Annotated in this window: 20 protein-coding genes and 1 pseudogene; 12 read left to right on the forward strand and 9 right to left on the reverse strand. The window is 69.9% G+C overall.

Going from position 1 to position 22,576, the window contains the following annotated elements; genetic code table 11:
- Positions 1-16: 16 nt before the first annotated feature.
- Together ACJTNH_RS13465 and ACJTNH_RS13470 are read right to left on the reverse strand one after the other, a co-directional pair.
- Positions 17-154, reverse strand: coding sequence for a hypothetical protein (locus tag ACJTNH_RS13465; RefSeq protein WP_458176536.1), 138 nt, complete (start codon positions 152-154; stop codon positions 17-19).
- A gap of 109 nt (positions 155-263) precedes the next feature.
- Positions 264-554 (reverse strand): annotated as a pseudogene (locus ACJTNH_RS13470) (transposase); the annotation flags it as partial.
- Between the two features lie 148 nt (positions 555-702).
- Between ACJTNH_RS13470 and ACJTNH_RS13475 the strand changes: the two are divergent.
- The 3 genes from ACJTNH_RS13475 to ACJTNH_RS13485 are packed head-to-tail and all read left to right on the forward strand — an operon-like array spanning position 703 to position 3,608.
- Complete coding sequence (locus ACJTNH_RS13475; protein WP_458176457.1) at positions 703-1,653, forward strand: ABC-three component system protein; 951 nt, start codon at positions 703-705, stop codon at positions 1,651-1,653.
- Positions 1,559-1,888: an ABC-three component system middle component 6 gene (locus ACJTNH_RS13480; protein ID WP_458176459.1), complete on the forward strand. Its 330-nt coding sequence runs from the start codon at positions 1,559-1,561 to the stop codon at positions 1,886-1,888. The genes ACJTNH_RS13475 and ACJTNH_RS13480 overlap by 95 nt, the downstream gene beginning before the upstream one ends.
- Positions 1,875-3,608, forward strand: coding sequence for an ABC-three component system protein (locus tag ACJTNH_RS13485; protein WP_458176461.1), 1,734 nt, complete (start codon positions 1,875-1,877; stop codon positions 3,606-3,608). The genes ACJTNH_RS13480 and ACJTNH_RS13485 overlap by 14 nt, the downstream gene beginning before the upstream one ends.
- Before the next feature lie 45 nt (positions 3,609-3,653).
- On the opposite strand, the gene ACJTNH_RS13490 is transcribed toward ACJTNH_RS13485, so the two are convergent.
- The gene (locus ACJTNH_RS13490) at positions 3,654-4,433 is read right to left on the reverse strand and encodes a DUF559 domain-containing protein (RefSeq protein ID WP_458176463.1); all 780 of its coding nucleotides are present in this window, start codon (positions 4,431-4,433) and stop codon (positions 3,654-3,656) included.
- Positions 4,434-4,537: 104 nt separating this feature from the next.
- Here ACJTNH_RS13490 and ACJTNH_RS13495 point away from each other — a divergent pair, with 104 nt between their 5' ends.
- The 3 genes from ACJTNH_RS13495 to ACJTNH_RS13505 all read left to right on the forward strand — a co-directional run bounded on the left by ACJTNH_RS13495 (position 4,538) and on the right by ACJTNH_RS13505 (position 7,334).
- Positions 4,538-5,113, forward strand: coding sequence for a Pycsar system effector family protein (locus ACJTNH_RS13495; protein WP_458176465.1), 576 nt, complete (start codon positions 4,538-4,540; stop codon positions 5,111-5,113).
- A complete protein-coding gene (locus ACJTNH_RS13500; RefSeq protein WP_458176467.1) occupies positions 5,114-5,839 on the forward strand; it encodes an adenylate/guanylate cyclase domain-containing protein in 726 nt (241 codons plus the stop codon).
- A 448-nt stretch (positions 5,840-6,287) separates the two neighbouring features.
- Positions 6,288-7,334, forward strand: a complete 1,047-nt coding sequence (locus tag ACJTNH_RS13505; protein WP_458176469.1) for a RelA/SpoT domain-containing protein — start codon at positions 6,288-6,290, stop codon at positions 7,332-7,334.
- Between the two features lie 536 nt (positions 7,335-7,870).
- Here ACJTNH_RS13505 and ACJTNH_RS13510 read toward each other — a convergent pair.
- Positions 7,871-8,422, reverse strand: coding sequence for a GTP pyrophosphokinase (locus ACJTNH_RS13510; protein ID WP_458176471.1), 552 nt, complete (start codon positions 8,420-8,422; stop codon positions 7,871-7,873).
- An 831-nt stretch (positions 8,423-9,253) separates the two neighbouring features.
- Here ACJTNH_RS13510 and ACJTNH_RS13515 point away from each other — a divergent pair.
- The 3 genes from ACJTNH_RS13515 to ACJTNH_RS13525 all read left to right on the forward strand — a co-directional run bounded on the left by ACJTNH_RS13515 (position 9,254) and on the right by ACJTNH_RS13525 (position 12,860).
- Positions 9,254-9,463 carry a hypothetical protein gene (locus ACJTNH_RS13515; protein ID WP_458176472.1) on the forward strand — a complete coding sequence of 70 codons (210 nt, stop codon included), beginning with the start codon at positions 9,254-9,256 and terminating at the stop codon, positions 9,461-9,463.
- Between the two features lie 184 nt (positions 9,464-9,647).
- Positions 9,648-10,850, forward strand: coding sequence for a DUF222 domain-containing protein (locus tag ACJTNH_RS13520; RefSeq protein WP_458176474.1), 1,203 nt, complete (start codon positions 9,648-9,650; stop codon positions 10,848-10,850).
- Positions 10,851-11,201: 351 nt separating this feature from the next.
- Positions 11,202-12,860 (forward strand): M48 family metalloprotease, encoded by a 1,659-nt coding sequence (locus ACJTNH_RS13525; RefSeq protein WP_458176476.1) that lies wholly within the window; start codon positions 11,202-11,204, stop codon positions 12,858-12,860.
- Between the two features lie 90 nt (positions 12,861-12,950).
- On the opposite strand, the gene ACJTNH_RS13530 is transcribed toward ACJTNH_RS13525, so the two are convergent.
- Positions 12,951-13,655, reverse strand: a complete 705-nt coding sequence (locus ACJTNH_RS13530) for an NRDE family protein (protein ID WP_458176478.1) — start codon at positions 13,653-13,655, stop codon at positions 12,951-12,953.
- A 190-nt stretch (positions 13,656-13,845) separates the two neighbouring features.
- On the opposite strand from ACJTNH_RS13530, the gene ACJTNH_RS13535 reads away from it, so the two are divergent.
- Positions 13,846-14,823, forward strand: a complete 978-nt coding sequence (locus ACJTNH_RS13535) for a universal stress protein (RefSeq protein ID WP_458176480.1) — start codon at positions 13,846-13,848, stop codon at positions 14,821-14,823.
- A 66-nt stretch (positions 14,824-14,889) separates the two neighbouring features.
- Positions 14,890-15,561, forward strand: a complete 672-nt coding sequence (locus tag ACJTNH_RS13540) for a response regulator (RefSeq protein ID WP_458176482.1) — start codon at positions 14,890-14,892, stop codon at positions 15,559-15,561.
- A 20-nt stretch (positions 15,562-15,581) separates the two neighbouring features.
- Here ACJTNH_RS13540 and ACJTNH_RS13545 read toward each other — a convergent pair whose 3' ends face one another.
- The 3 genes from ACJTNH_RS13545 to ACJTNH_RS13555 all read right to left on the reverse strand — a co-directional run bounded on the left by ACJTNH_RS13545 (position 15,582) and on the right by ACJTNH_RS13555 (position 19,835).
- Complete coding sequence (locus ACJTNH_RS13545) at positions 15,582-17,324, reverse strand: GAF domain-containing protein (protein ID WP_458176484.1); 1,743 nt, start codon at positions 17,322-17,324, stop codon at positions 15,582-15,584.
- 157 nt (positions 17,325-17,481) lie between these two features.
- A complete protein-coding gene (locus ACJTNH_RS13550) occupies positions 17,482-18,735 on the reverse strand; it encodes a globin domain-containing protein (RefSeq protein WP_458176485.1) in 1,254 nt (417 codons plus the stop codon).
- 404 nt (positions 18,736-19,139) lie between these two features.
- Positions 19,140-19,835, reverse strand: coding sequence for an SDR family NAD(P)-dependent oxidoreductase (locus ACJTNH_RS13555; protein ID WP_458176487.1), 696 nt, complete (start codon positions 19,833-19,835; stop codon positions 19,140-19,142).
- Positions 19,836-19,936: 101 nt separating this feature from the next.
- Between ACJTNH_RS13555 and ACJTNH_RS13560 the strand changes: the two genes are divergently transcribed.
- Positions 19,937-20,779, forward strand: coding sequence for a helix-turn-helix transcriptional regulator (locus tag ACJTNH_RS13560; protein ID WP_458176489.1), 843 nt, complete (start codon positions 19,937-19,939; stop codon positions 20,777-20,779).
- A gap of 22 nt (positions 20,780-20,801) precedes the next feature.
- On the opposite strand, the gene ACJTNH_RS13565 is transcribed toward ACJTNH_RS13560, so the two are convergent.
- The gene (locus ACJTNH_RS13565) at positions 20,802-22,508 is read right to left on the reverse strand and encodes a SpoIIE family protein phosphatase (RefSeq protein ID WP_458176491.1); all 1,707 of its coding nucleotides are present in this window, start codon (positions 22,506-22,508) and stop codon (positions 20,802-20,804) included.
- Positions 22,509-22,576 lie beyond the last annotated feature (68 nt).

Raw genomic sequence — 22,576 nt, forward strand, 5'->3', positions numbered from 1 at the left:
TTCTCCTGCAGTCGGGTCAGGCGACCAGGTCGAGCACCACCGTGTGGCCGAGGCGTTCGACCTGGGCGATCAAGCGGCGGGTGAGGGCCTCGTCGTTGCGCCGGGCCAGCCAGTCCGCGCCGAGTTCCTGGTAGGGCTCGTCGCCGCGGAGCATGTAGTACGCCGAGACCAGGATGGAGTGCGACCTGCGCGCGGCCCATCCCCCGCCGCGCGGTGAGCCGGGCGTGCTGCGCGGAGAGGTAGTTGGCTCCCTTCATCCGGGCGACCGAGCCGGCGGCCTCGACGAGCATGTGGTCGAGCCACTTGTTGCCGTGCCGCGCGCCGGCCGGACTGCGCTTGCCGGCCGACTCATAGACCGCCGGGGCGACTCCGACCCACGCCGCCAGATGCGCCGCCGACGGAAAGCGGGACATGTCCCCACCGGTCTCGGCGATGATCACCTGGGCGACCCGTGGTCCGACGCCGGGAATGGTCCGCAGCAGCTGTATCTGCCTCGCCCACGGGGTGAACGCTTCGGCGAGCACGGCGTCCAGCTCGGCCAGTGCGGACTCCACCCGGTCCAGCCGGTCCAAGATGGCGCGGGCCAGCCGGGCGTGGCCGGCGTCGAAGTGTCCGGTCAGAGCCTGTCCGAGCCTGCCGATACTGTCACCGGCGTCAGCCGTGCGACGGGGGACGGCCGCGATCGGGAGGGTCCGAGGACCGGTGCTGCCAACAGCTGCCTGGCTTGACTGGTACGCCAACCAGAACGAGCGCGCCTGCCGTCAGTCGGGTCAGGCCTTCGAGGACCATGTCACACGCGTCCTGTCGTTCTTCCACGACGACTTCGACAACCCCGTTCCGACCGGGAGCCTGGGTGACGGCGGTAGCGACGGGCTGGCTGAGGCGGGAACGATTTGCTATGCCTGCTACGGATCAGTCGCCCAGACCAAAGTTGAAGAGAAACTCACGGCGAAGATCAAGTCAGACTTTGCGCGGGCCCTGAGTAGCTACCCAAGCTTTAATGCCTGGCGGTTCATCACCAACGTCCCGGTCGGCCCAATAGCGACCAAGGCGCTGATCGAACTCAAGTCCAAGCATGAGAACGATTCGACTCGACCGATTGCTGTTCGGCATTGGACGGTGGAGAAGTTCTGGTTCGACGTTGTCAGCAAGCTCGCGCCGGACCGCCTGGCTCAGGTCTTCCCCGGGCTGCCGGGTACGGCGAATGTGCAGCTGGCTGACCTTATCCCGCTGCTGGAGGCGCTTGGGTCGACCGCTGTGGCTCCGGGGACAGTCGGGAGCATCCGGCCCGTACCGGTCGAGAAGATGGACTACAACGGCCTTTCGGTCGCCAAGCAGTTGGAGTTCAATGCTGGGCGCTTGTCGGCCGCCAGCATTGATACTTGGTTCGCCGAAGTCAGTGATCCGGAGCTGTACGACCGCCAAGCTGGGCGGTTCCGTGAAATCTATCTGACGCACCGCGCCGTCTCGAAACAGCCGGAAGACATCCTCGAGCGCATCTATGCATCTTTGGGGGGAACTAACTTCCGCTTTGACAATTCACGGGCGAACGCGGTGTATGCTGTTACATCGTACTTCTTCGACGCTTGTCACATATTCGAGGAACCGCCGGCCAGTTATAAGGTGGGTGATCCGGGTGCTTTTGCCGACTAAGGGCATTAGTGCGGAGCGGGCTCTTCTGACGCTGGGCTCAGACCTGTTGCCGCTGCTCGATCGACCCGCGTCTGTCTCGGTGCTTTGGGACCGGTTTTCGAATGAGAAAAAGAAGGGCCGCGAGCGCATTACGTTCGATTGGTTCTCGCTTGCGCTTGCTGCCTTGTTCGCGATGGGTCTTGTGGAGTGGACTGCATCAGGCCAGTTGAAGCGGCGGCCTCATGTTTCTCCGTAGGCTGAGCTCCAACGACGAGCGGTTCAAGACCCTCTCCTTTCACGACGGCCTCAACCTCATCGTGGCGGAGCGCACCGAGTCGTCCCGGCAGGGGGACAGTCGTAACGGCACGGGGAAGTCGAGCTTCGTCCGGCTCCTTCGTTACGCCTTCGGCGGAAGCCTGGCGTCGGAGCTTTCAAGCCCCTTCCTCGCTGATCACAGCTTTGAGCTGTTCCTGAGCGTCGCCAACGCCGGCGGGAAGGAGGAGCACTTCTCCGTGTCAAGGCGCGTGAGCCCGACAACGCGCGTTGTCGTTGAAGGTTGGTCCGCGACCGAAGGCCGGACCGACCTGCACGTGGACGAGTGGCGGGTACTGCTCGGCCAGGAGGTTTTCCATCTGCCGACCGAGGTCTCGCGGCCGACGCCGGGGCAACTGTGGAGTCAGCTAGTGCGGACGTACTTCGGTCGGCCAACTAAGGGGCATGGGTCGGAGGCTGACTGGGAGACCGGCGTCAAGCTCGGCTACTTCCTGGGGCTGTCGCCCGAGGTGCTCGAACGCGCTGGTGACGTTGATCGTCTGAGTAAGCAGCGGAAGGCCATTCGTGCGGCCGTCAGGGAGGGCGCCATCAGGCACCTCTCGGCGGACGAGGCCGACCTCCGCTCGCAACTAGCAACGGCCAGGCGTCGCCGCGACCGTGTCCAGACGAGCCTGCGCGACTTCAAGGTCGACCAGCAGTACGCGGAGCATCAGGTTGAGGCGGACGATCTGTCTGCCCGGATCAAGCGGCACAACGAAGAGGCACTCTCGATTGAGCGCCGTGTTCGCGAGCTGACGAGCGCCCTAGCAAGCGAGGTCGACGCTGCTGCAGACGAGGAGCTCCGGACTCGGGTCGTCCGGGTTTACGGCGAGCTCGGCTTAGAGCTTCCCGGCACGGTCTTGCAGCGCTTCGAGGACGTAGCGGACTTCCACGAGTCGGTGGTTCGCAACCGGCGCGTGTTCCTGCAGAGCGAGCTCGACGCTCTTCGCCAGCAGCTCGATGTCATCGCTGAGCGCCGCGCTCGGCTAGATGATCGGCGCGCGGAAGTCCTGCGGTTGCTGAGCAACTCCGTAGCCCTCGACACCTTCCTTGAGGCCCAGCGCTCGTTGAGTGAACTGGATGCAACGGCGGCGGATCTTGAGCGCCGTCTTGAGTCGGCCATCGAGATCAACGAGATCGACACACGCTTGAAGGTCGCCACTGCTGAGAACGAGGCCGCGGTCCGGGCTGAGGTGGCTGAGCGGTCCACCTTCCTCGATCGGCCGATCTCGCTCTTCAACGAACTCGGTCGGGAGATCTATATAGACCGTGAGGCGGACCTGCTCATCCAAGCCAGTCGCGGACTGCTTCAGGTGCAGCCACGTGTTAGTGGGGACGCCAGTGAGGGCATCCGAAGTGTCGAGACGTACTTGCTCGACATGGTCTGCCTCATCGCCGCTCTAGAGACCGGGCGAGCTCCAAGGCTCCTGGTGCATGACAGCCACCTCTTCGACGCGATGGATCACCGCCAGGTTGCTTCATGCTTGAACATTGGGGCGAGGCTGGCCGAAGAGCATGGCTTCCAGTACATCGTCACTATGAACTCGGACTTCCTTGCCTCGGTTGAGTCCCAGGGCGCGTTCAAGGGCAGCGACTACGCCATCAATACGAAGTTGACCGATTCGGGAGAGGACGGCGGACTCTTCGGCTTCCGCTTCGAGTAGCTTGCCTAACTCCGCAGCTCGACACTCGTTGTGTGGGCTGTCTGCCTACTTTCCGAGGCGGGCGAGGAAGCTCTCGATGAACGCTTCCGCCTCGTCAGGGTTCTCTGCGTCTGCCACGTCGATCCGCCGGATGGTGTGGAACCCGGCCTCCTCGAGCTTGTAGTCCCGGCTGCGATCGCTCGCGTACTTCTTGGTGTGCGAGCTGCCGTCCACCTCGATGATCCCGGCTCGACCCTTGTAGACGACGACGAAATCCGGCTCCCAGGTCCGAGTCGGCACACGGACACCGGAATTGGGGATGATCGTCAACGTCTCGGTCTTCGGTAGGGACGCCTGCTTGGCCTTGAGCGCTCGGTACAGCACGAGTTCCGCCTGATCGCGGAACGCGAGCTGGTCCTCCCGCGGCGCGCGCTCCGGCAGCGGTGCGAGTGTCGCTTGATTGGACGCGTCCGGCGGGGGAGGGGCGTTCATGTTGGTACGCCAGTCGGCTTCCACCAGCGCCGGCAGCACGCCGACCGACCGCACCTCGCGGCTCGAACCGCGCCATACCTCGTTGTAGGCAACCTCGATTGCGTCGAAGCTCTGCTGATCCGTGAAGTCGTCGAACGAGGCTATGTCGACCACCAGGTTGATCGAGTAGTACCCGACGCCCCAGTCGCTGTCCTCGTAGATCACCCGGACTTGCTGGGCTCCCACAAGCATCGCGACTGCCTTGTGGTGATCGCGGTGCGTCAGAAGCCTGACTGCGGTCCCGAGCTCACGTTCCGCGGTTACCTCCTCCTCCGACTTGGCCGGCTGCACGTCGTCGCCCCATACGCTCGCCACCTCTAGAACGGTAGTGGGCGGCGGCGACACAGCAGCCCTGAAACTGTCGGCGCGGCATGCGACCCTCACCCCGTGTTGAACAGTGAGCGCCCCGGGAGCCGTCGATGACCGCGGACGATCCCGACCAATCCGATCCGGACACGCCCACCACGGGGCCGGCGTCCTTTGATGAAACCGGGGAAGCCTGGAAGGCGCTGGGGCTGGTCAACGACTGGGTGCGGCACGCCGAGACGAAGGCTGCCGCGACCCTGGCTGCCCTCGGCGTAACCGGGGGCGCGCTCTACAACCTAGTGAAGTCCCAGAATGACGTGAGCGGCTTCCTGGCGGTCATGTCGACCGTCTGCGGCGCGGCGGTGATCGTGGGCGGTGTCTTCGCCCTGCTGGCGTTGAGGCCCCGTCTGCGGTCGCAGGAGGACGCCACGAGCACCCTGTACTTCGACCACATCGCCAGACGTCACACGAGCACCGACCCGGCGCCCTACCAGCAGGAGTTGGCGACGCTCGTGGCGTCGCCCTCGAGCCTGGTCGCCGAGATCGCACAGCAGGTGTGGTCCAACGCGCGGGTCGCGAAGGACAAGTACAAGTGGTCAGCCTGGGCGCTCATCGCCCTGGCCGTGGCCCTCATTAGCGTCGCGCTCGTGGCCGCGGTGCTCGGGATTGCGTCACTGGGGGAGCCGTAAGTGGACAGCAACTACAAGCTCTACAACCACGTCGCGTCATTCAAGCGGATTGACGAAATCCTGGCACGTTCCGACACCGAGTACGAGAAACGGAAGAAGCTGCCCGACCGCGACGAACTCACATACGAGAACGGCTTCTATGCCTACTGCTCGGCTCTCTTCGTGGACATTAGGGGGTCTTCGGAGCTGCCAGACAAGTACACGCGGCCAGCGCTCGCGAAGCTGTACCGAGCGTTCATCTCCGAGGTCGTTGCTGCGATGAACGGCAATAAGGCTGCGCGAGAGATCAACATCGTGGGCGATTGCGTCTGGGGGGTCTTCAACACGCCGACTAGGCCGGACATCGACGATGCGTTCGTGGTGGCAGCCCGGGTCAACGCCCTGATGAAGGTGCTCAACTACAAGTTGGAGAAAGCAGGCTACGAAGGCATTGACGTTGGTATCGGCATGTCGTACGGCAGAGCCCTGATGATCAAGGCTGGCTACAACGGCAGCGGCATCAACGACGTCGTATACATGGGCGATGTCGTCAACCAGGCGTCCAAGCTGGCAGCGAAGGGCGGAGGTGCGGTCGTCACGGAGCCGCTGGTCATGGATGAGCTGTTTCGGCAGAACTTGAACGACGACAACACCGAGCTGACGGCCTGGAACCCGAGGGCCGGTGCTTATACGGCGAATGCGGTCATCACGGTGATGGAGAACTGGTACAACAAGAACTGCAAGTAGCTACCCGGGCGTCATCGGACTGCGCTTCGCCGCTGTCTGACGCAGTGTCGACGCATGTGCGCATCGCCGCTAGAAGCGACAGAACGCGCCACCGGTGCAACTGGACCGGGAGACGGGGTGAGCGTGGCCACCGGCGCGGAGGGGGCGCATCTTCGGGCCGTTTCTGGTTGCAGTTCTGGTTGCAGTTGGTACAGATCGATCTTGGTTCGCAGTCGTTCGCCGTCGTCCGGGAGAGCAACGATCGCCTGTTCAGCAGGCCTTTTCGGACATCCGCGAACGTCCGCGAACGTCGTCAGGTCGGCCTGGCAGTGTGGGGGTCAGGGGTTCGAGTCCCCTCAGCTCCACTCTTGCGACCAGGCCGTCTCTCCGAGAGAGGCGGCCTGAGTCATTTCCGGCCACCTCATAAACCTCGATACGAGTGTCAGCCCCACCAGATACGGTCGACCACATGAAGAAGTGGGTGGTGCCTGAGCACTCAAACAAGGCCGTCCAACGGGCGAGCCGGGTGATCGGCAAGGGGACCGCGACGTCCGAGGAGAGTCAGGCGGCGCGTGACATCCTGAGCAACTACCGCCTGGCTCACGCGTTCCCGCTGAACGCGGTCACTGTGACTGTCCGTCAGCGCGCGCTCAACGTGAACCAAAATGCCGTCGTGGCTGAGCGCCGAAAGCGTCTCCCCACGATTATCGACAAGCTGAAGCGCCACCCGACGATGAGCGTAACGACCATGCAAGATCTCGGGGGCTGTCGGGTGGTCTTTGAGACCGTCGCCGAGGTCGACGAGTTGGTCGCCATTCTGGTGAATTCTCCGCGGACTAAGAACCGTGTTCAGAAGGTCCACGACTACCTGCGTGATGGGCCGGGGCCACGCAGTTCCGGTTATCGCGGCGTCCACCTTGTATACGAGTACGGAGCCTCGAAGAAGGAGTACCACGGCCTGCGGATCGAGTTGCAAGTGCGCACCCAGTTGCAGCATGCGTGGGCGACGGCGGTCGAAACCATGGACCTCTTCTCGGGTAGTGAGCTGAAGTATGGGAAGGGTGACTCGGACCTCCTTCGATTCTTCGTCCTGGTTGCGTCACTGATGGCCCACGAGGAGGGCACTGCCTCGGTACCGGGCGCCGAGGGCACGCCCGAAGTGTTGGCGGGCGAGTTGGCGCGGCTGGAGAAGCGCGTCGGCGTCCTGACTCGACTTCGCGGCTATGCGGCGATCGTCGGTGAGCACGCGAAGACTGACCGCCGAAACACTCTGACTCTTGAACTGGAGCGGCGCGAGGGTCGGCTCACGGTGACAGTTCACGAAACGCTGGCCGATGCGGAAGCGCGGCTGACCGCATTGGAGGCCCTAAACGACGAGAACCTTGACGCAGTTCTCATCAACATTGCATGCATCGGCCAGCTTCGCGACGCTTACCCGAACTACTTCGCGGACACCAGTCGCTTCACCAATTTCGTTAGGGGTCATCTGGACGGCCGACTGGATCTAGGATCCTGAGAGTGAGAGGGGAGCTCGCTTTCCGAGCCCCCCAGGCTAAGCCACAATTTGTCGTGCGTCCCGAAGTTTCGCCCAAATCGTTCAGCCCTGGTTGATCAGGTCGCCCACCCGCTCGGTGGGCGGCTCGATTGGTACGCGGCAGGGCTGCGTCGACCTTCACGCTGTTGGTGCTGCCGCGCGCGGACGGCACCGGTGGTGCGCTGTCTCGCAGTTAGGGCGCCGGATCGTCAGTACGGCAGCGATGACGCCGAACGGGGCTCCGCCTCCAGCGAGTTCGTCAACGAATCGTCACACGTTGCGAATGATTTTGCGATGCAGGACAACTCGCGGGAGTTCGACGCGTTGTCGGGGTAGGTCGTCAGGCGTGCGCAAAATCCTGACTTAGGTTGACCATGGAATAAGGCGGGCGCTAACGAAATCGGCATCGCCTGCTGCCTGGTGGCGCTGGCCTCATCTAGAGGCGACCTGCTATGGCACGTCGACCCGACTGCGCATCGGGGGAGCCGACTCAATATCTCATGAAAGAGGGAATTAGGTCAGGAAAGGTCATTCTTCCGAAACCCCTCTCTGACGCCCAAGCTAGTCTTTTCGTCGGCGATCTGCTGGTAGGCTCTTCTCAGCCTCGCGAGAGCCTTGTCTTCAAGAGCCAAGCGGGCTGATATGTCCGCCATAAAACCTTCGAGCGTGTCGTCCTCGACGCCTGCTAGCCGAGCTTTGTAATGGAACTCGTGAGTAACGTCGGCCCATGCGTCTTGGAGTTTTGTCCTCACCTGCAACTCGCAAGTCATATCGTCTTGAACGATCGCAATCTTCCCCTCTTCTCGCAGCGCACTGTCGTATGAGACATTGCAATCTAGGTGGATCGACCTGTATCCAGACTGCTTAGGGTTCGTGGTGTAATCGCTCAATGCATCGTGAACCTGCAGATGAGAAGATGTTCGCATCAAGTCGATGAAGCCGTAGCAATCTTCCGGGAACCAGCAGACGACGCGTGCTCCTATTAGGTCGCCGACGACTTCTGTCGGGTAGTAGAACTGGGGCCAATTCTTGTCGGCAAGCTTTCGCTTGAAGCTGACGGCTGACTTCACTCGTGCGGACACTTCTATTGCCTCTGGTGGCAAGGCATTCTGCAGTGTATACGCGCGAGCAAGCTGCCTCAGTCGTAAGCTCAAAATTTCGCGAATCTGTTCCAAGTCGTCTGAGTATCTTGCATAGAACCGGTCGACTCTCGCTGCGAGCTCTTCCGCTGATAGAGCTGGTGTCGTCGACGTGGGCGTCGACGTCGACGTGGGCGTGGGCGGCGTCAGTCGCATGTCTGCAGGACTTGATGCGTCAGTCACGTTGCTTCTTCCATCAGCGGGCGGTGGACCCGTCGCGGACAAGACCTTGGAGATTCTGTCACCCAGAGTCGTTTCGGACAGCTCATCCGGCCAGTGTCGGCGGTGGGCGATTCGCACGCCTCGCCGAACTCTGCGAGCGTCCTTCGCTCGAATCTTGCGGTGATGGTCGAGCAGAAAGTGGGTCAGCCCCAGTAGGTGGCAGCGGGGTACTCGCGCCGCCCCGCCGCGAATGGCACGCGTTCAAAGTCGAGATTGCGAGCGCCGTCGGCTGTCGCAGCGCGACGGCTCCCCCGAGTGATCGGCCACCGTTGCCCTGTCGCTCCCGGTTGGCGGCGCCGTCGGGGCGAGGCCCTCGTATAGGCAGGTGTTGATGTTGACGCTGGTATCGGTGGTGCGCTGGTAGGGCTCCATGGGAACGGCGTCCTGTGCCTGCTCGGCGAAGCCGTCGTGGTGGTGTCTCCCGACAGGCGGTCGCACGCGGACGGCGGTGACAGGCGGGTGACGCCGGGGTGACGGCGCCCGGGGACAGTCACCCGCGGAGCGCCGGTCAGTCGTGCGCGAGTCCCCGGGGAGGGCACCGTGAAGCTCGCCGTGTTCATGGACGGGACCTGGAACGACCCGAGCGACGACACCAACGTCGACCGGCTCTGCGGCCGGGTTCCCGAGACCCCACGCGGGCCCGGCGGTGCGGGGCAGCAGAAGCACTACGTCAGCGGCGTCGGCAGCCGGCGGTGGGACCGGCTGTGCGGCGGGGTGCTCGGCCCTGCGGGCTGCCTGAGCCGTCGGTGACGCTCCAGCTGCCCTCGGACACCAGCGCCTGGTCGGCGCCGAGTCGACGACCGGGTCGGCGCGTGGCCTGTCAAGGCCTTTGGTGGATCTGTGGACAGGGCTTTGACCTGCGGATTCAGCTGGTGTGAGTCCGCACCTGCCACTAGAATTCGTACATATGTTCGAACTGGTGGGGAGGTGTTCGGTGAGCGAGTTGATGTCGGCGCTGGACGCTATCGCCACCGACGACCTGCACGGGTTGACCGATGGCGAGGTGCTGGACCGGACGGCGTTGCTGGTGGCGGCCCGGAACCGGTTGGACGCGGAGCTGACCCGCACGGCGCGGCACGCGGCGGTGACCCAGGCCGTGGAGCACGACGGCTTGAAGTCGATGCGGTCGTGGTTCATCGGACATGTCCGCCTGTCGGCGGGGGAGGCCGATCGGATCGTGCGGTCGGGGCGGGCGTTGGCGCACTTCCCGGCGCTGGCCGCCGGGTTCGCGGCGGGAGACGTGACTGCAGCACAGTTCGACGTGGTCGCCGGCAAGGTCGGTGACAAAGAGCGGGCGCAGGCCGAGGAGCAGGGCATCGACCTGGGTGCCTTCGACGCCGTGTGGGCGGGCGTCGCGCGAGAGGCGCCGCACGCGTCGCTGGCGCAGGCGGTGCAGCAGTTCGACGACGCACTGGACCCTGACGGACCGGAACCGGACCCGACCGAGGGTCGGCGGTTCAGCATGGTCAAGCACGCCGACGGCAGTGTGTCCGGCCGGTTCGAGCTCGATGCCGTGGGTGGGGAGAAGGTGCAGACCGCGATCGAGTCGCACGTGCAGGCCGACCGGCCCAAGGGCGACACCCGCACCCGGTCCCAGCAGAACGCCGATGCCTTTGTGCAGGTGTGCGACAACCAGCTGGCGTCAGGCGAGCTACCGACGTTGCGGACGGTGAAGCCGCACGTGGTGCTGCAGCTGGACCTGGAGGACGCGGTCGACCCGGCCACCGGTCCCGGCGCTGCGCAGACCGGGTTCGGCGCCAGCATCTCCGCCGCGCGGGCCCGATGGCTGGCCTGCGACGCCGACATCTCCCGGATCGTCATGGGCCCCGACGGGGAACCGTTGGACCTGGGCCGCAAGCACCGGGTGGTCACCCCCGGGCTGCGTCGGGCAGTGGTGGCGCGGGACAAGACCTGCGTGTTCGCCGGGTGCGGTGCGCCGCACTGGTGGGCCGACGTCCACCACATCGTCCACTGGCTGCACGGCGGTGAGACGAAGCTCGAGAACTCCGCGCTGCTGTGCGAACGTCACCACACCAAGGTGCACCACGGGTTCTCGGTCGAGCGAGATCCCGGTGGTCGATGGCGGACCTGGCGCCCCGACGGCACCGAGATCCTCTTCGGGCCCCTGCTGCACTGAGATCTGCTCGGGCACCACGGCACTGAAGGCTCCTCGTCACCGGCATCCGGCCACGGTTCTCTCGCGGCCGGATGCCGGCGTGCGCCGCGTGTGGCCCGACCGGCGTGCGCCGCGTGTGGACCGACCGGCGTGCGCCACGTGTGGACCGGCCGGCGTGTGCCAGGTGTCGCCTGACCGGCGCGCGCCGGATATCGCCTGACCGGCGGGACCACGCGTCGTCCGTGTCACCCGCCGGGGGTTGCGGCCGGCCCCGGACCACGGCAACGTCACCCCCGGCGCGTTACGTGATCTTGCTGCGGGGCGCGGGGGACCAGGCACCACGTTCTGTCGTCGACGCCCGGGAAGCGATCCATGACCGGCACCGTGCTCCGCCACTCCGTCCTCTCGCTCACCCTGCTCGCGGTGCTGCTCGCCGCCGGTGTGGGCGCGCTCCTGCTTCTCGGTGCCCCGCTGTGGGTGCCGGTCGTGCTGGCGGTCGTGGTGGTCAGCGCGCAGTACGCGGTCGCCCCGTACCTGATCCAGTGGCTCATCCCCGCCCGCCGGATCGCCTGGACCGGCGAGCGCTACGACACCGACCTCGAGGTCGGGGCCATCGTCGCCCGGCGGTGCGCGGAAACCGGCCTGAAGCCGGTGCGGCTGGGCATCGTCGAGGACGGGACACCGAACGCCTTCACCTTCGGCCACACCCGCGGCAACGCCCGCATCTACGTCACCAGCGGGCTGCTGGAACGCCTCGACGAGCGCGAGCTGGACGCCGTCGTCAGCCACGAGGTCGGGCACGTCAAGCAGAACGACGTCCTGGCCATGGCGATCGCCAGCACCGTGCCGATCCTGCTGTACTACGTCTTCCTCTCACTCCGCGGCAACGGCAACGCGAACACGGCCATCCCCGCGGTGGTCAGCTTCGTCGGCTACCTGCTCTCCCAGCTGGTCGTGCTCTCCCTCGGTCGCGCCCGCGAGCTCGGCGCCGACCACTACAGCTGCTCGGTCACCGGCGACGGTGACGCGCTGTGCTCGGCCCTGGTCACCATCGGCTACGGCATGGGCCAGGTGGACGCCCAGCTGGCCGCCGCCGTGCAGGAGGCCAAGGAGAGCAAGGACAAGGACCAGCAGAAGGTGCTGGCCAAGGTGGAGGGGCGGCACCAGCGGATGCGGGCGGCCGGCGTCCTGGGCATCGCCGACCAGGCGCAGGGCGCCACCGTCCTGGCCGCGCGGGAGCGCGGCCTCGACCCGCGCGAGGTGATCGGCGCGCTGCGCTGGGACACCTGCAACCCTTGGGCGCGCTGGACCCAGCTGTTCAGCACCCACCCGCTGATCGTGCGGCGCATCGGCGCGCTGGAGGACAGCGGCCTGCCCGGCGCCCCGACGCGGTGGAGCGCCCACGAGGTGGCGCGCTCCTGCGTGGGCCTCGAGGTCACCCGGGCCCGGCGCCGGTTCTGGCTGGAGCTCCCGGTCCGGTACCTGCCGTTCATCGCGGTGCTGGTCGGCGCCGTCGCCTGGGGCTCGGACGACTGGCTGCTGCTCGCCCAGGCGGCCACCGTCGGAGGCGTCGCGCTCGTCGTGCGCACCGCGTTCAGCCGGCCGCTCGCACCCAGCCGCCCCGTCTCCCGGGTGACCGAGCTGCTCACCCGGCTCGACGCCAGCCCGGTCACCGGCCTGCCGGTCGAGATCCGCGGCCGGATCATCGGCCGCGGCACCCCCGGCTACGCGCTGAGCCCGGACCTCGTCGTCCAGGACGAGTCCGGCTTCGTGCCCGTGCTCTACCTGCAGCCCTGGCCGTTCGCCCGCAGCCTCTTCGGGCTGCTCCAGGCCCCCGACCTCATCGACACCGACGTCGTCGTGCGCGGCTGGTACCGGCGCAGCCCCGCGCCGGTGCTGGAGCTGCGGGAGATGGTGCCGACCGAGGGCACGCGGGTGCGCGGCTTCCAGTGGATCGTCGCCTACGCCCTCGGGCTGGCGATCGCGGCCGTCGGTGGCGGCGCGTGGATGTTCCAGGCGCTCAGCGCCTGAGCCCGGGGCGGGCACGGGCCGCCCCGATCGGCGCCTCGGCGTCGGCGGGCGATGGGGCGGACGGCGCAGCTGCAGCTCGTCGACCGTAGGTCACGGCCGACCGGTGGCAGGGCCGAACTCGGCGAGGTCCCAGGAGGCGTCGGCCCAGGGGCGGCGGCTGTGCGCCAGGCGCAGCCGCCCGGGCCGGGCGTCGATGGTCTCGGCGAACACCGTGCCGAACACCCGGCCGTCGTGCTCCCGCCGCACCACCAGGGCCGCCGGGTCGTCGGCGGGCGGCTGCCCCTGGAGCAGGGCCCGCCAGCCCGCCGTGAACTCCGCGGCCGCGAAGGTCGCCAGCCAGCGGTCGGCCTTGCGGTCCTCGGGCCCGCCGGAGGTCAGCAGGTGCGTGCCCTCGGCGTGCTCGGTCGCGGTGAGCCGGTCGCCGTCGAACTCCCAGGTGGTCAGCCGGTCCGGGGCGGCCAGGACGAGCAGGAAGCCGGCCATCCCGGCGAGCCGGACGTGCGCGGTCCAGTCGGGCCCGTGGACGGCGCCCAGCAGCGGCAGCACCCCGCGGCTCGGTGCTCCCGGCGCGGCCGGGCGGTCGTGGTACCGGTTCAGCACCAGGGCGGTCACGCCGGTGGCGAGGGAGGTGGCGCACCAGGTGCCGCCGGCGACGCTGTCCCGCCCGCCGACGACGTCCGGGAACTCCGGCCACCACCGGCCGGGGTCGTCGAACTCCCGCGAGGTCAGCTCGTCGCGGACCGCGAGGAGCTCCACCGGTCGGCCGGCGGACCGGCGCACCACCACCGTGCACATGCGGGCATCCTGTCGCGCCGGTCGGGGCGGACCGGTCGGCGGGGCCCGAAAGGGCTCGACGGCGGGGGAGTGGCCGATGGGGACCTTCGTCCCGCAGGCGGGGACGCACGGCCTCGCGACTTCTGCACGGCTGCGCGGGAGGGTCGGGATGGGCCCGGAAGAGGTCCGGGCCCGGAGCCGAGGAGTGGTCATGACCGAGACGGATGTCCAGCGGGTCGGTGGCGCCGGCGGTGGGGCCCGGCCCCGCGTCGTCGTCGGCGTGGACGCATCGGCCGGCTCGCGGGCGGCGCTGGCGCACGCCCTCCTCACCGCGGCCCGCACCGGCGCCGAGGTCGAGGTGGTGGCGGCGTACCAGGTCGCGCCCACCTGGTGGGCCGGGCCCGAGCTGGCCGGCGTGCAGCCCACCGACGAGGTCGCCGACGCCACCACCCAGGCGATCGGGACCTTCGTCCAGGAGGTGCGCGACGACCTGGCGGTGATCGGCGCCCAGGGGGCGGCAGACGTGCCCGTGCAGCTCACCGTCGACGCCGGCCCGGCCGCCCAGCTGCTGGTGCGGCGCGCCGCGGGCGCCGCCGTGCTGGTGGTCGGCAACCGCGGCCGGGGCGCGGTGCGCAGCGCGCTGCTCGGCTCCGTCGCCCTGCACTGCGTGACGCACGCGCCCTGCCGGGTCGTCGTGGTGCACCGCACCCCGGCCGACCAGGGGCGGCAGCGCACCGTCGTCGTCGGGGTCGACGGCTCGGCGCCGTCCCGCGCGGCCCTCGCCGTGGCCGTCGAGGAGGCCGCCCGGCTCGGGGCCGACGTCGAGGCGGTCGCCACCTTCACCCTCTCCGACCAATGGACCGACGGCCTCGGCCGGTCGCTGCCCACGGTCGCCGAGATCACCGCCGACGTGCAGCGCCGGCTCGACGGTGCGGTCGCCGACGTGTTCCGCGGCGCCGACCACCCGGGCGGGACGGCGCCCACCGTGTCGACCGTGGTGGTGGAGGGGGCGCCGTCGGACGTGCTCGTGCGGAGGGCGGCCGACGCCGAGCTGCTGGTGGTGGGCAGCCGCGGTCGCGGGCAGGTGCGCGGCCTGCTGCTGGGCTCGGTGGGCCTGCACTGCGCCATGCACGGCCCGTGCCCGGTGATGGTCGTCCGGCCCGTCGCCGAGGTGGCCGCGGCCGGCTGAGCCGGTCCGCGCCGGCACGCTCGGGCGGCGCCGGGGAGGCCCGTCGGCGGTGCCTAAGCTGGCGCGGTGACCGCCCAGGCCGAGCAGGACACCATCCGGGTCTTCCTCCTCGACGACCACGAGATCGTCCGCCGCGGGGTGGCCGACGTGCTGGAGACCGACCCCGGCATCGTCGTGGTGGGAGAAGCGAAGAACGCAGCGGAAGCGCTGGCCCGGGTGCCGGCGCTGCGCCCGGACGTCGCGGTGCTCGACGTGCGGCTGCCCGACGGCGACGGCGTCTCGGTGTGCCGCGAGCTGAGGTCGAGCATGCCCGACCTCAAGGTCGTCATGCTCACCAGCTACAGCGACGACGAGGCGCTGTTCGAGGCGATCATGGCCGGCGCGTCGGGCTACCTGCTCAAGCAGATCCTCGGGCAGGACCTGGTCGCCGGGGTGCGCACGGTGGCCGCCGGCGGCTCGCTGCTCGACCCGACGGCCGCGGCCGCGGTGATGCAGCGGATGCGCCGCTCGGCCGAGCCCGCCGGCCCGCTGGCCAAGCTCAGCGAGCAGGAGCGCACCGTGCTGGAGCTGATCGGCGAGGGGCTGACCAACCGGCAGATCGGCGAGCGGATGTTCCTCGCCGAGAAGACGATCAAGAACTACGTGTCGCACCTGCTGGCCAAGCTCGGGCTGGAACGCCGCACCCAGGCCGCCATCCTGGCCACCGAGCTGCGCGGCCCGGTCCGGCCCTCGCAGTGAGCTGAGACGCAGGCCCGGGCTCAGCTCCCGCTGCGGGCCGGCAGCGGGACGTGCCAGCGCAACCGGGTGCCGCCCTCGGCGACCCGCTGCGCCGAGGCGCTGCCGCCGCGGGCCAGCGCCCGCCGCTCCAGGTTGCCCAGCCCGCTGCGGGCCACCAGCGGGTCGATGCCGCACCCGTCGTCCAGCACCTCCACGACCACCTCGTCACCGACGTCCAGGGTGACGGTCAGGTGCCGGGCGGCGGCGTGCCGGGCGGCGTTGGTCACGCCCTCCCGGACGACGGCCTCGACGTCGGCGGCCAGCGCACCGGTGACCAGGGCGTCGACCGCGCCGGACATCCGCACCGTGGGGTGCAGACCGGGCTCGGCGGCGGCGGTGACGATGTCCAGCACCCGCCGGCGCAGGCTGTCCGCGGTGCTCGCGTCGTCGGTGGTGTGCAGGTCGAAGATGGTGGTCCGGATGTCCCGCACCGTCTCGTCCAGCTGGTCGACGACGCCACGCAGCCGCTGCTGCACCGGCTCGTCCCGCACCCGGGTGGCCGCCGCCTGCAGGCTCAAGCCCGCGGCGAACAGCCGCTGGATGACGTGGTCGTGCAGGTCCCGGGCGATCCGGTCGCGGTCCTCGTAGACGTCCAGCCGGCGGGCCACCTGCTGGCGGGCCACCATGTCCAGGGCCAGCCCCACCTGGTCGGCGAACGCGGCGACCAGCGGCCCCAGCGCGGGGTCGAACGGCTGCGCGCCGCCACGTCGCACGGCGACGACGACCGCCGGCCAGGCGTCGGTGCGCTCCAGCGGCACGCCGATCGCCGGGCCCCACGGAACCCGGCCGGTGGGCGCGTCCGGCAGCAGGCCGGTCAGGTCCAGCGAGGCCACCGCGCCGGCGGACAGCACCGCCCGCAGCGCCGGGGTGTCCTCCGGGGGGAGCCGGGCGCCGGTGACGTCGGCCAGCTCGGGGCCGCTGCTCTGCGCCTGCACCTGGTAGGTGTCGGTGTCCGGCAGCGCGACCAGCAGCCAGGTCGCGTCCGCCCCGGTCAGCGTGCGCACCCGGTCGGCCACCAGCTGCAGCGCGGCGTCCGGGGAGGCCCCGCCGAGCAGGGCGACCCGGACGTCGGCCACGGCCTCCTGCCACCGGCGGCGCACCGTCGCCTGCTCGTAGAGCCGGGCGTTGTCGATCGCGATGCCCGCGGCCCCGGCCAGCGCGACCAGCACGGCCTCGTCCTCCGCGGTGAACTCGCCCTCGCGCTTCTCGGTCAGGTAGAGGTTGCCGTAGACCTCGCCGCGTACCCGCACCGGAGCGCCCAGGAACGAGTGCATCGGCGGGTGGTCGGCCGGGATGCCGACGGCGGCCGGGTGCCGGCTGAGGTCGCCGAGCCGCAGCGGCCGGGGATCGGTGATGAGCTGGCCGAGCAGGCCCTTGCCCTGCGGCAGCGGCCCGTCGAGCGCCGGGTGGCCCGCCGGCAGACCGACGGTGATGAAGTCGCCGAGGCCACCGCCGGGCCGCAGCACGCCGAGGGCGCCGTACCGGGCGTCGACCAGCCCGGTGGCCGCTCCCACGATCCGGCGCAGCGTGGCGTCCAGGTCCAGCCCGGCGGAGACGCTGAGGAAGGCGTCGAGCAGGTCCTGCATCCGGGCCTGGGTGCGGGCGACCGTGGCCAGCCGGTCCCGCACCTCGTCGAGCAGCTCGGTCAGCCGCATGCCGGCCAGTGCGGACGTCCCGGCGGGCAGGGCGTCGTCCGGGTCCCGGGGAGTTCCTGCGGCGCTCATCCCGGCCAGCATCCCCTGGGGCGCGGCGGAGGGACCACCCGGCGTCCGGACGGCTCGACCCGGAACCGGCGGCGGCTCTGCCACGTGGCGGTCGCCCCGGCCTCCGGCACAACGACCGGGCCCCCCGTCGCGCGAGGAGACCGGTCGTCGGGTGCGGTCAGCGGGCGTCGGCCGGGGCGGCGACGGTCTCCGGCGCGGGCTCCGCGGCCAGGTCGGCCTGCCACAGGTCCGGGCCGAACACCTCGTACTGGATGTCCCGGGCCGGCACGCCGCGGGCGATCAGCTGGCTGCGGACCGCCTTCATGAACGGCAGCGGGCCGCACAGGTAGTACCCGGCGCCCTGCGGCAGGCCGACGCCGCTCAGGTCCATCCGCCCGGTGTGCACATCGCCGGCGGGCAGCTCGCTGTCCCCGCCGTCGGAGTACCAGACCTGCACCCGGGCGCCGGGCAGCGCGGCCACGTCGTCCAGCAGCTGCCGGCGGAGCGCGAAGGTGGACTCCGCCGTGTCGGCGTGCAGCACGGTGATCGGCAGGTGTGAGCCCGCGGCCACCAGGTGGGAGATCATCCCGGCCATCGGGGTGACGCCGATGCCGCCGCTGACGAACACCACCGGGCGGCCGGAGTCGTCCAGCACGACGTCGCCGAAGGGCACCGAGATGGTCAGCCGGTCACCGACGGCCACGGTGTCGTGCAGCAGCGTGGAGACCTCCCCGGCGGGCTTGCCGCCGCCGGCGACCCGCTTCACCGAGAACTGCAGGTGCTCGCCGTCGTCGGCCCGGGTGAGGCTGTACTGCCGGGGCTGGTGCACCCCGTCGGGCATGAGCGCCAGCACCGAGACGTACTGGCCCGGCAGCGACGAGCGCACCAGCCGGTCGTCGCCCCGCGTGACCCGGAAGGTGACCACGTCCGGGGTCTCCTGGATGCGCTCGGTGACCTCCCACTCGCGCCACACGGCCTCCGGGGTGACGGCGCGGGCGCTGTACAGGCCGCGCTCCATGTTGATCAGGGCGTTGGCCATCAGCCAGTAGACCTCGTCCCAGGCCGCGGCCACCTCCGGGGTGACCGCGTCCCCGAGGACGTCGACGATCGCCCAGAACAGGTTGTCGTGCACGGTCTGGTACTGGTCGGGGCGCAGGCCCAGCGAGGCGTGCTTGTGCGCGATCCGGGACAGCAGCGCCTCCGGCACCTGCTCCGGGTCGTGCAGCAGCGTGCTGGCGAACACCGCGACCGAGCCGGCGAGCGCGACCTGCTGGGTGCCCTCGGCCTGGTTGCCGCGGTTGAACAGGCCGTCGAGCAGCTCGGGGTGCTCGCCGAACATGTGTGCGTAGAAGCGCCGGGCGATCTCCTCGATGTTCTCGGCGACCACCGGGAGGGTGGCCTCGATGACCGGGCGCGAGGTGTCGGACAGCATCGGTTCTCCTCGAGTGGTGGGGCAGCGGGGTCCTCCCCCAGCTGGTCGGGGCCTGCCGACCGAGCGCAGGACGACGGAGGTCCTCGCCACGGAGGCCGTTGCCCGGGACCACCGGTAGGCATCGTCTCCGTGCGGGACCGGCTCCGATTCCACGTTGCCGCACGCCGTCCGGGCAGGGCCGGAAGTCCCTGGCTCGGGACCGTGCGACCCGAGCAGCGTCGGGAGCCCCCGGGTACGCCGGGGCCGCCCACACGAGCGGTGGCTCCCGAGGCGGCGCCGTTCGCCATCGGCGTCACCGTCGTCGAGCCCGGTGGCGCCCGCACCGGCTCAGGCCGCAGCGGTTTGCCTGTCACCGAGCCGCTCGACGCCCACGACGGGTCACCGGCCCGGGCCCCGGGCGGAGGTCACCAGCCGAGGGCGCCGTGCCGGTCGGTGAAGGTGCCGGTCGGGCCGTCGGCGCCGATGGTGGCCATCGCGACGATCGCGTCGGTGCCCTCGGTGACGGTCTGCGGGCCGGAGTGGCCGTTGAAGTCGGTCGCCGTGTAGCCCGGGTCGACCACGTTGACCCGCACGTCCGGGATGAACTGGGCGTACACCGACGTCAGCATGTTCACCGCCGCCTTGCTGGCCGAGTAGCCGACCGTGGGCAGCGTCGACTCGATCCGCGAGGAGTCCCCGCGCACGGTGAACGAACCCAGCCCGCTGGTCACGTTCACGATCACCGGCGCCGCCGACCCGCGCAGCAGCGGCAGGAAGGCGTGCGTCGTCCGCACGATGCCCACGGTGTTGGTGTCCAGCACCGCCAGCACACCCGGGCCGTCGAACTCCTCGATCGCGGCGAACGGCCCGGAGATGCCGGCGTTGTTGACCAGCACGTCCAGCCCACCGAACCGCCGGCGCACCTCCTCCGCCGCCGTGGCCACCGACTCGTCGGAGGTCACGTCGATGCGCACCCACTCCACGCCCAGCTCCTCGGCCGCGCGCTGCCCGCGGTCGGCGTCCCGTGCCCCGATGACCACCCGGTGCCCGTGCTCCGTCAGCCGCCGGGCCGTCTCGTACCCCAGGCTCTTGTTGCCACCAGTAATCAGTGTCGTCGTCATGGCCCCGACCCTGCGCCCGTCCGGGGGAGGTCGGCTGGTGCCCTTCGACCGTATGACCGGCAGTACCACCCATCCCGCCCGCGGTGGACGACGATGAGCGCATGACCGATCGAGGCGACTTCGCGGCGCTGCTGCGTGCATGGCGGGAACGCCTCCAGCCGGCCGCGGTCGGGTTCCCGACCGGGCAGCGCCGCACCAAGGGGCTGCGGCGGGAGGAGGTCGCCCTGCTGGCCGGCGTCTCGGTCGACTACCTGGTGCGGCTGGAGCAGGGGCGCGCCGACCGGCCCTCTGCGCAGGTCGTCGGCTCGCTCGCCCGGGTGCTCCAGCTGTCGGACCTCGAGCGCGACCAGCTGTACCTCGCCGCCGGCCTGCCGGCCCCGCTGCCCAGCGCCGTCCCCACGCACATCCCGGCCAGCGTCCAGCGGCTGCTGGCCCGCCTCCCGGACGTCGCGGTCGGCGTCTGGACGGCGCACTGGACCCTGCTGACCGCCAACGCGGCGTGGCGGTCGCTGCTCGGGGCGATCAGCCCGGGCACCAACCTGGTGCTCGCCCACTTCGCCGGCCGGGAGCCGGAGGTGGTGTGGGCCGCCGGCGACCGCGAGCGGCACGAGCGCGCCCTGGTCTCCGACCTGCGGACCGCGCTCATCCGCTACCCCGACGACCCGTCCGTGCGGGCGGTGCTCGCCGAGTGCGAGGCCTTCGACCGCTTCCGGCAGCTGTGGGCCGAGGGCACGGTCGTCGAGCACCGGTTCCAGTCGAAGACCTTCCTGCACCCCCTCGTCGGGCAGGTGACGATGGACTGCGACGTCCTCACCGCCATCGGCACCGACCTGCGGATCGTCGCCTACACCGCCGAACCGGGCACCGAGGACGCGTCCCGGTTCGACCTGATCCGCACGCTCGGCACGGTCGAGGCGGCGTCCACCGGGTCGACCGGGGCCTGAGCCCGGTCGACCCGGGGGGCCGTCAGCTGCCGGCGGGGTCCGCCGGCACGGTCGGCGGGACGTTCCCCGGACCGGCCTCGTCCGGCCGGGGGCGGTCCTGCCGGTGCAGGCTAATGGCGACCAGGGCGACGTCGTCCTCGGGCGTGGTGTCGACCAGCCGGTCGATGAGCTGGTCGCACAGCTCGGCCAGCGGCCGGCCCGCGAACTCCGCGGCCGCGGCACGCAGCCGGCTCATGCCGTCGTCGAGGTCGGCGTCCCGGCGTTCGATGAGCCCGTCGGTGTAGAGCAGCACGGTGGTGTCGCGGTCGAGGCTGACGACCGAGTCGTCGCGCTGCGCGGTGGAGTCGACGCCCAGCATCAGGTCACCCCGCCAGCTCGCCAGCTCGGCGATCGTGCCGTCGGGGTGGATGACCAGCGGCGGCGGGTGGCCGGCGTTGGCCCAGCGCATCCGGGTGACGCCGCGCTCCAGGTCGGCCGGGCTCTGCTCGAACCGGGCCAGCGCCGCGGTGGCGTAGGTGTGCAGCTGCAGCTGGGTCATCGCGGCGTCCAGCTGGGCCAGCAGCTGCGCCGGGCTCGCGTCCCCGCTGACGGCGATGCCCCGCAGCATGCTGCGCAACTGGCCCATCGACGCCGCGGCGGTCGTGTCGTGGCCGACCACGTCGCCGATGACCAGCACGGTCGCGCCGTCGGGCTGCAGGAACGCGTCGTACCAGTCCCCGCCCACCCGGGCCGCCTCGGCGGCGGGCAGGTACCGGACGACGACCTCGGCGTGGTCGGGCTCCGGCGGTGCGGTCAGCATGCTGCGCTGCAGCTCCTCGGCCAGCCGTCGCTGCTGCTCGTACAACCGGGCGTTGTCCAGTGCCAGGCCGGCGCGCTCGGCCACCTCGGTCGCGGTCGCCACGTCGGCTGGGTCCACCGGCCGGTGCCGGTCGTGGCCCAGGGTGAGGGCGCCCAGCACCCGGTCCCGGCCGGGGATCGGCAGGACGGTCATGGCGCCCGGGGCGAGCACCTGCAGCATCTCGCGAGCGGCGCCGGTGGCCACCGCGCTCAGCGCCGGGCCGGCCAGTTCCACGCCCGCGACGTGGACCGGGGCGCCGGTGGTCATCGCGCGGAGCACCGGCGCCGTCGTGGGGGACGACTCCTGGGTCGCGGCTCCGTAGCGGCGTACCAGGGGCGTCCCCGCCGGGTCGGTGTGCCAGCCGCCGGCGTCCCGCAGTCCGCCGTCCTCGCCGAGGAGGGTGACCGTCGCCCAGCTGGCGAGGCCGGGCACCAGCACCCGGGGGATGCGCCCGACGGCGGCCGGCGCGTTCAGCGTGCCGACCAGCTCGTGGCTGACCCGCGCCAGCAGGGCCAGCCGCTCGCTGGCGCTGCGCCGCGCCGTGACCTCGGTGAGGTAGAGCCACAGGCCCTGGGGGGTCGGAACGGCCTGCACCTCGAACCACTGGTTCAGCGGCTCGGGGTAGAAGGCCTCCACGCTCTGCGGCTCCCGGGTGTCGACCGCCCGCCGGAAGGCGCGGCCGAACTCGTTGTCCACGTTGGCCGGGAACGCCGACCAGTAGGAGCGGCCGAGCAGGTCGCCGCGGGAGTACCCGACCATCCGCTCGGCGGCGGCGTTGATGAAGCGGACGGTCCACTCGGTGTCGAGCTCGAGCAGCCCGATCGGCATGGTCTCCAACGTCTGCGCGTCGTCGTCGCCGACCTCGCCGCCTGTGCGCCACCAGCGCGCCATCGAACCTCGTCACTCGGTCGAGTTGTGTTGCCTACTTGATGAACTTATCAAGTCGTCCGTAACCGATC

The sequence above is a fragment of the Modestobacter lacusdianchii genome (assembly GCF_054177765.1).

Bases quoted from the DNA above. Each gene is read 5' to 3' on its own strand.
- ACJTNH_RS13485 (WP_458176461.1), top strand. From the start codon at position 1,875: ATGTTTCTCCGTAGGCTGAGCTCCAACGACGAGCGGTTCAAGACCCTC.
- ACJTNH_RS13480 (WP_458176459.1), top strand. From the start codon at position 1,559: ATGCTGTTACATCGTACTTCTTCGACGCTTGTCACATATTCGAGGAAC.
- ACJTNH_RS13550 (WP_458176485.1), bottom strand. From the start codon at position 18,735: ATGCTGTCCGACACCTCGCGCCCGGTCATCGAGGCCACCCTCCCGGTG.
- ACJTNH_RS13465 (WP_458176536.1), bottom strand. From the start codon at position 154: ATGCTCCGCGGCGACGAGCCCTACCAGGAACTCGGCGCGGACTGGCTG.
- ACJTNH_RS13530 (WP_458176478.1), bottom strand. From the start codon at position 13,655: ATGTGCACGGTGGTGGTGCGCCGGTCCGCCGGCCGACCGGTGGAGCTC.
- ACJTNH_RS13535 (WP_458176480.1), top strand. From the start codon at position 13,846: ATGACCGAGACGGATGTCCAGCGGGTCGGTGGCGCCGGCGGTGGGGCC.
- ACJTNH_RS13525 (WP_458176476.1), top strand. From the start codon at position 11,202: ATGACCGGCACCGTGCTCCGCCACTCCGTCCTCTCGCTCACCCTGCTC.
- ACJTNH_RS13495 (WP_458176465.1), top strand. From the start codon at position 4,538: ATGACCGCGGACGATCCCGACCAATCCGATCCGGACACGCCCACCACG.
- ACJTNH_RS13555 (WP_458176487.1), bottom strand. From the start codon at position 19,835: ATGACGACGACACTGATTACTGGTGGCAACAAGAGCCTGGGGTACGAG.
- ACJTNH_RS13505 (WP_458176469.1), top strand. From the start codon at position 6,288: ATGAAGAAGTGGGTGGTGCCTGAGCACTCAAACAAGGCCGTCCAACGG.
- ACJTNH_RS13565 (WP_458176491.1), bottom strand. From the start codon at position 22,508: ATGGCGCGCTGGTGGCGCACAGGCGGCGAGGTCGGCGACGACGACGCG.
- ACJTNH_RS13545 (WP_458176484.1), bottom strand. From the start codon at position 17,324: ATGAGCGCCGCAGGAACTCCCCGGGACCCGGACGACGCCCTGCCCGCC.
- ACJTNH_RS13560 (WP_458176489.1), top strand. From the start codon at position 19,937: ATGACCGATCGAGGCGACTTCGCGGCGCTGCTGCGTGCATGGCGGGAA.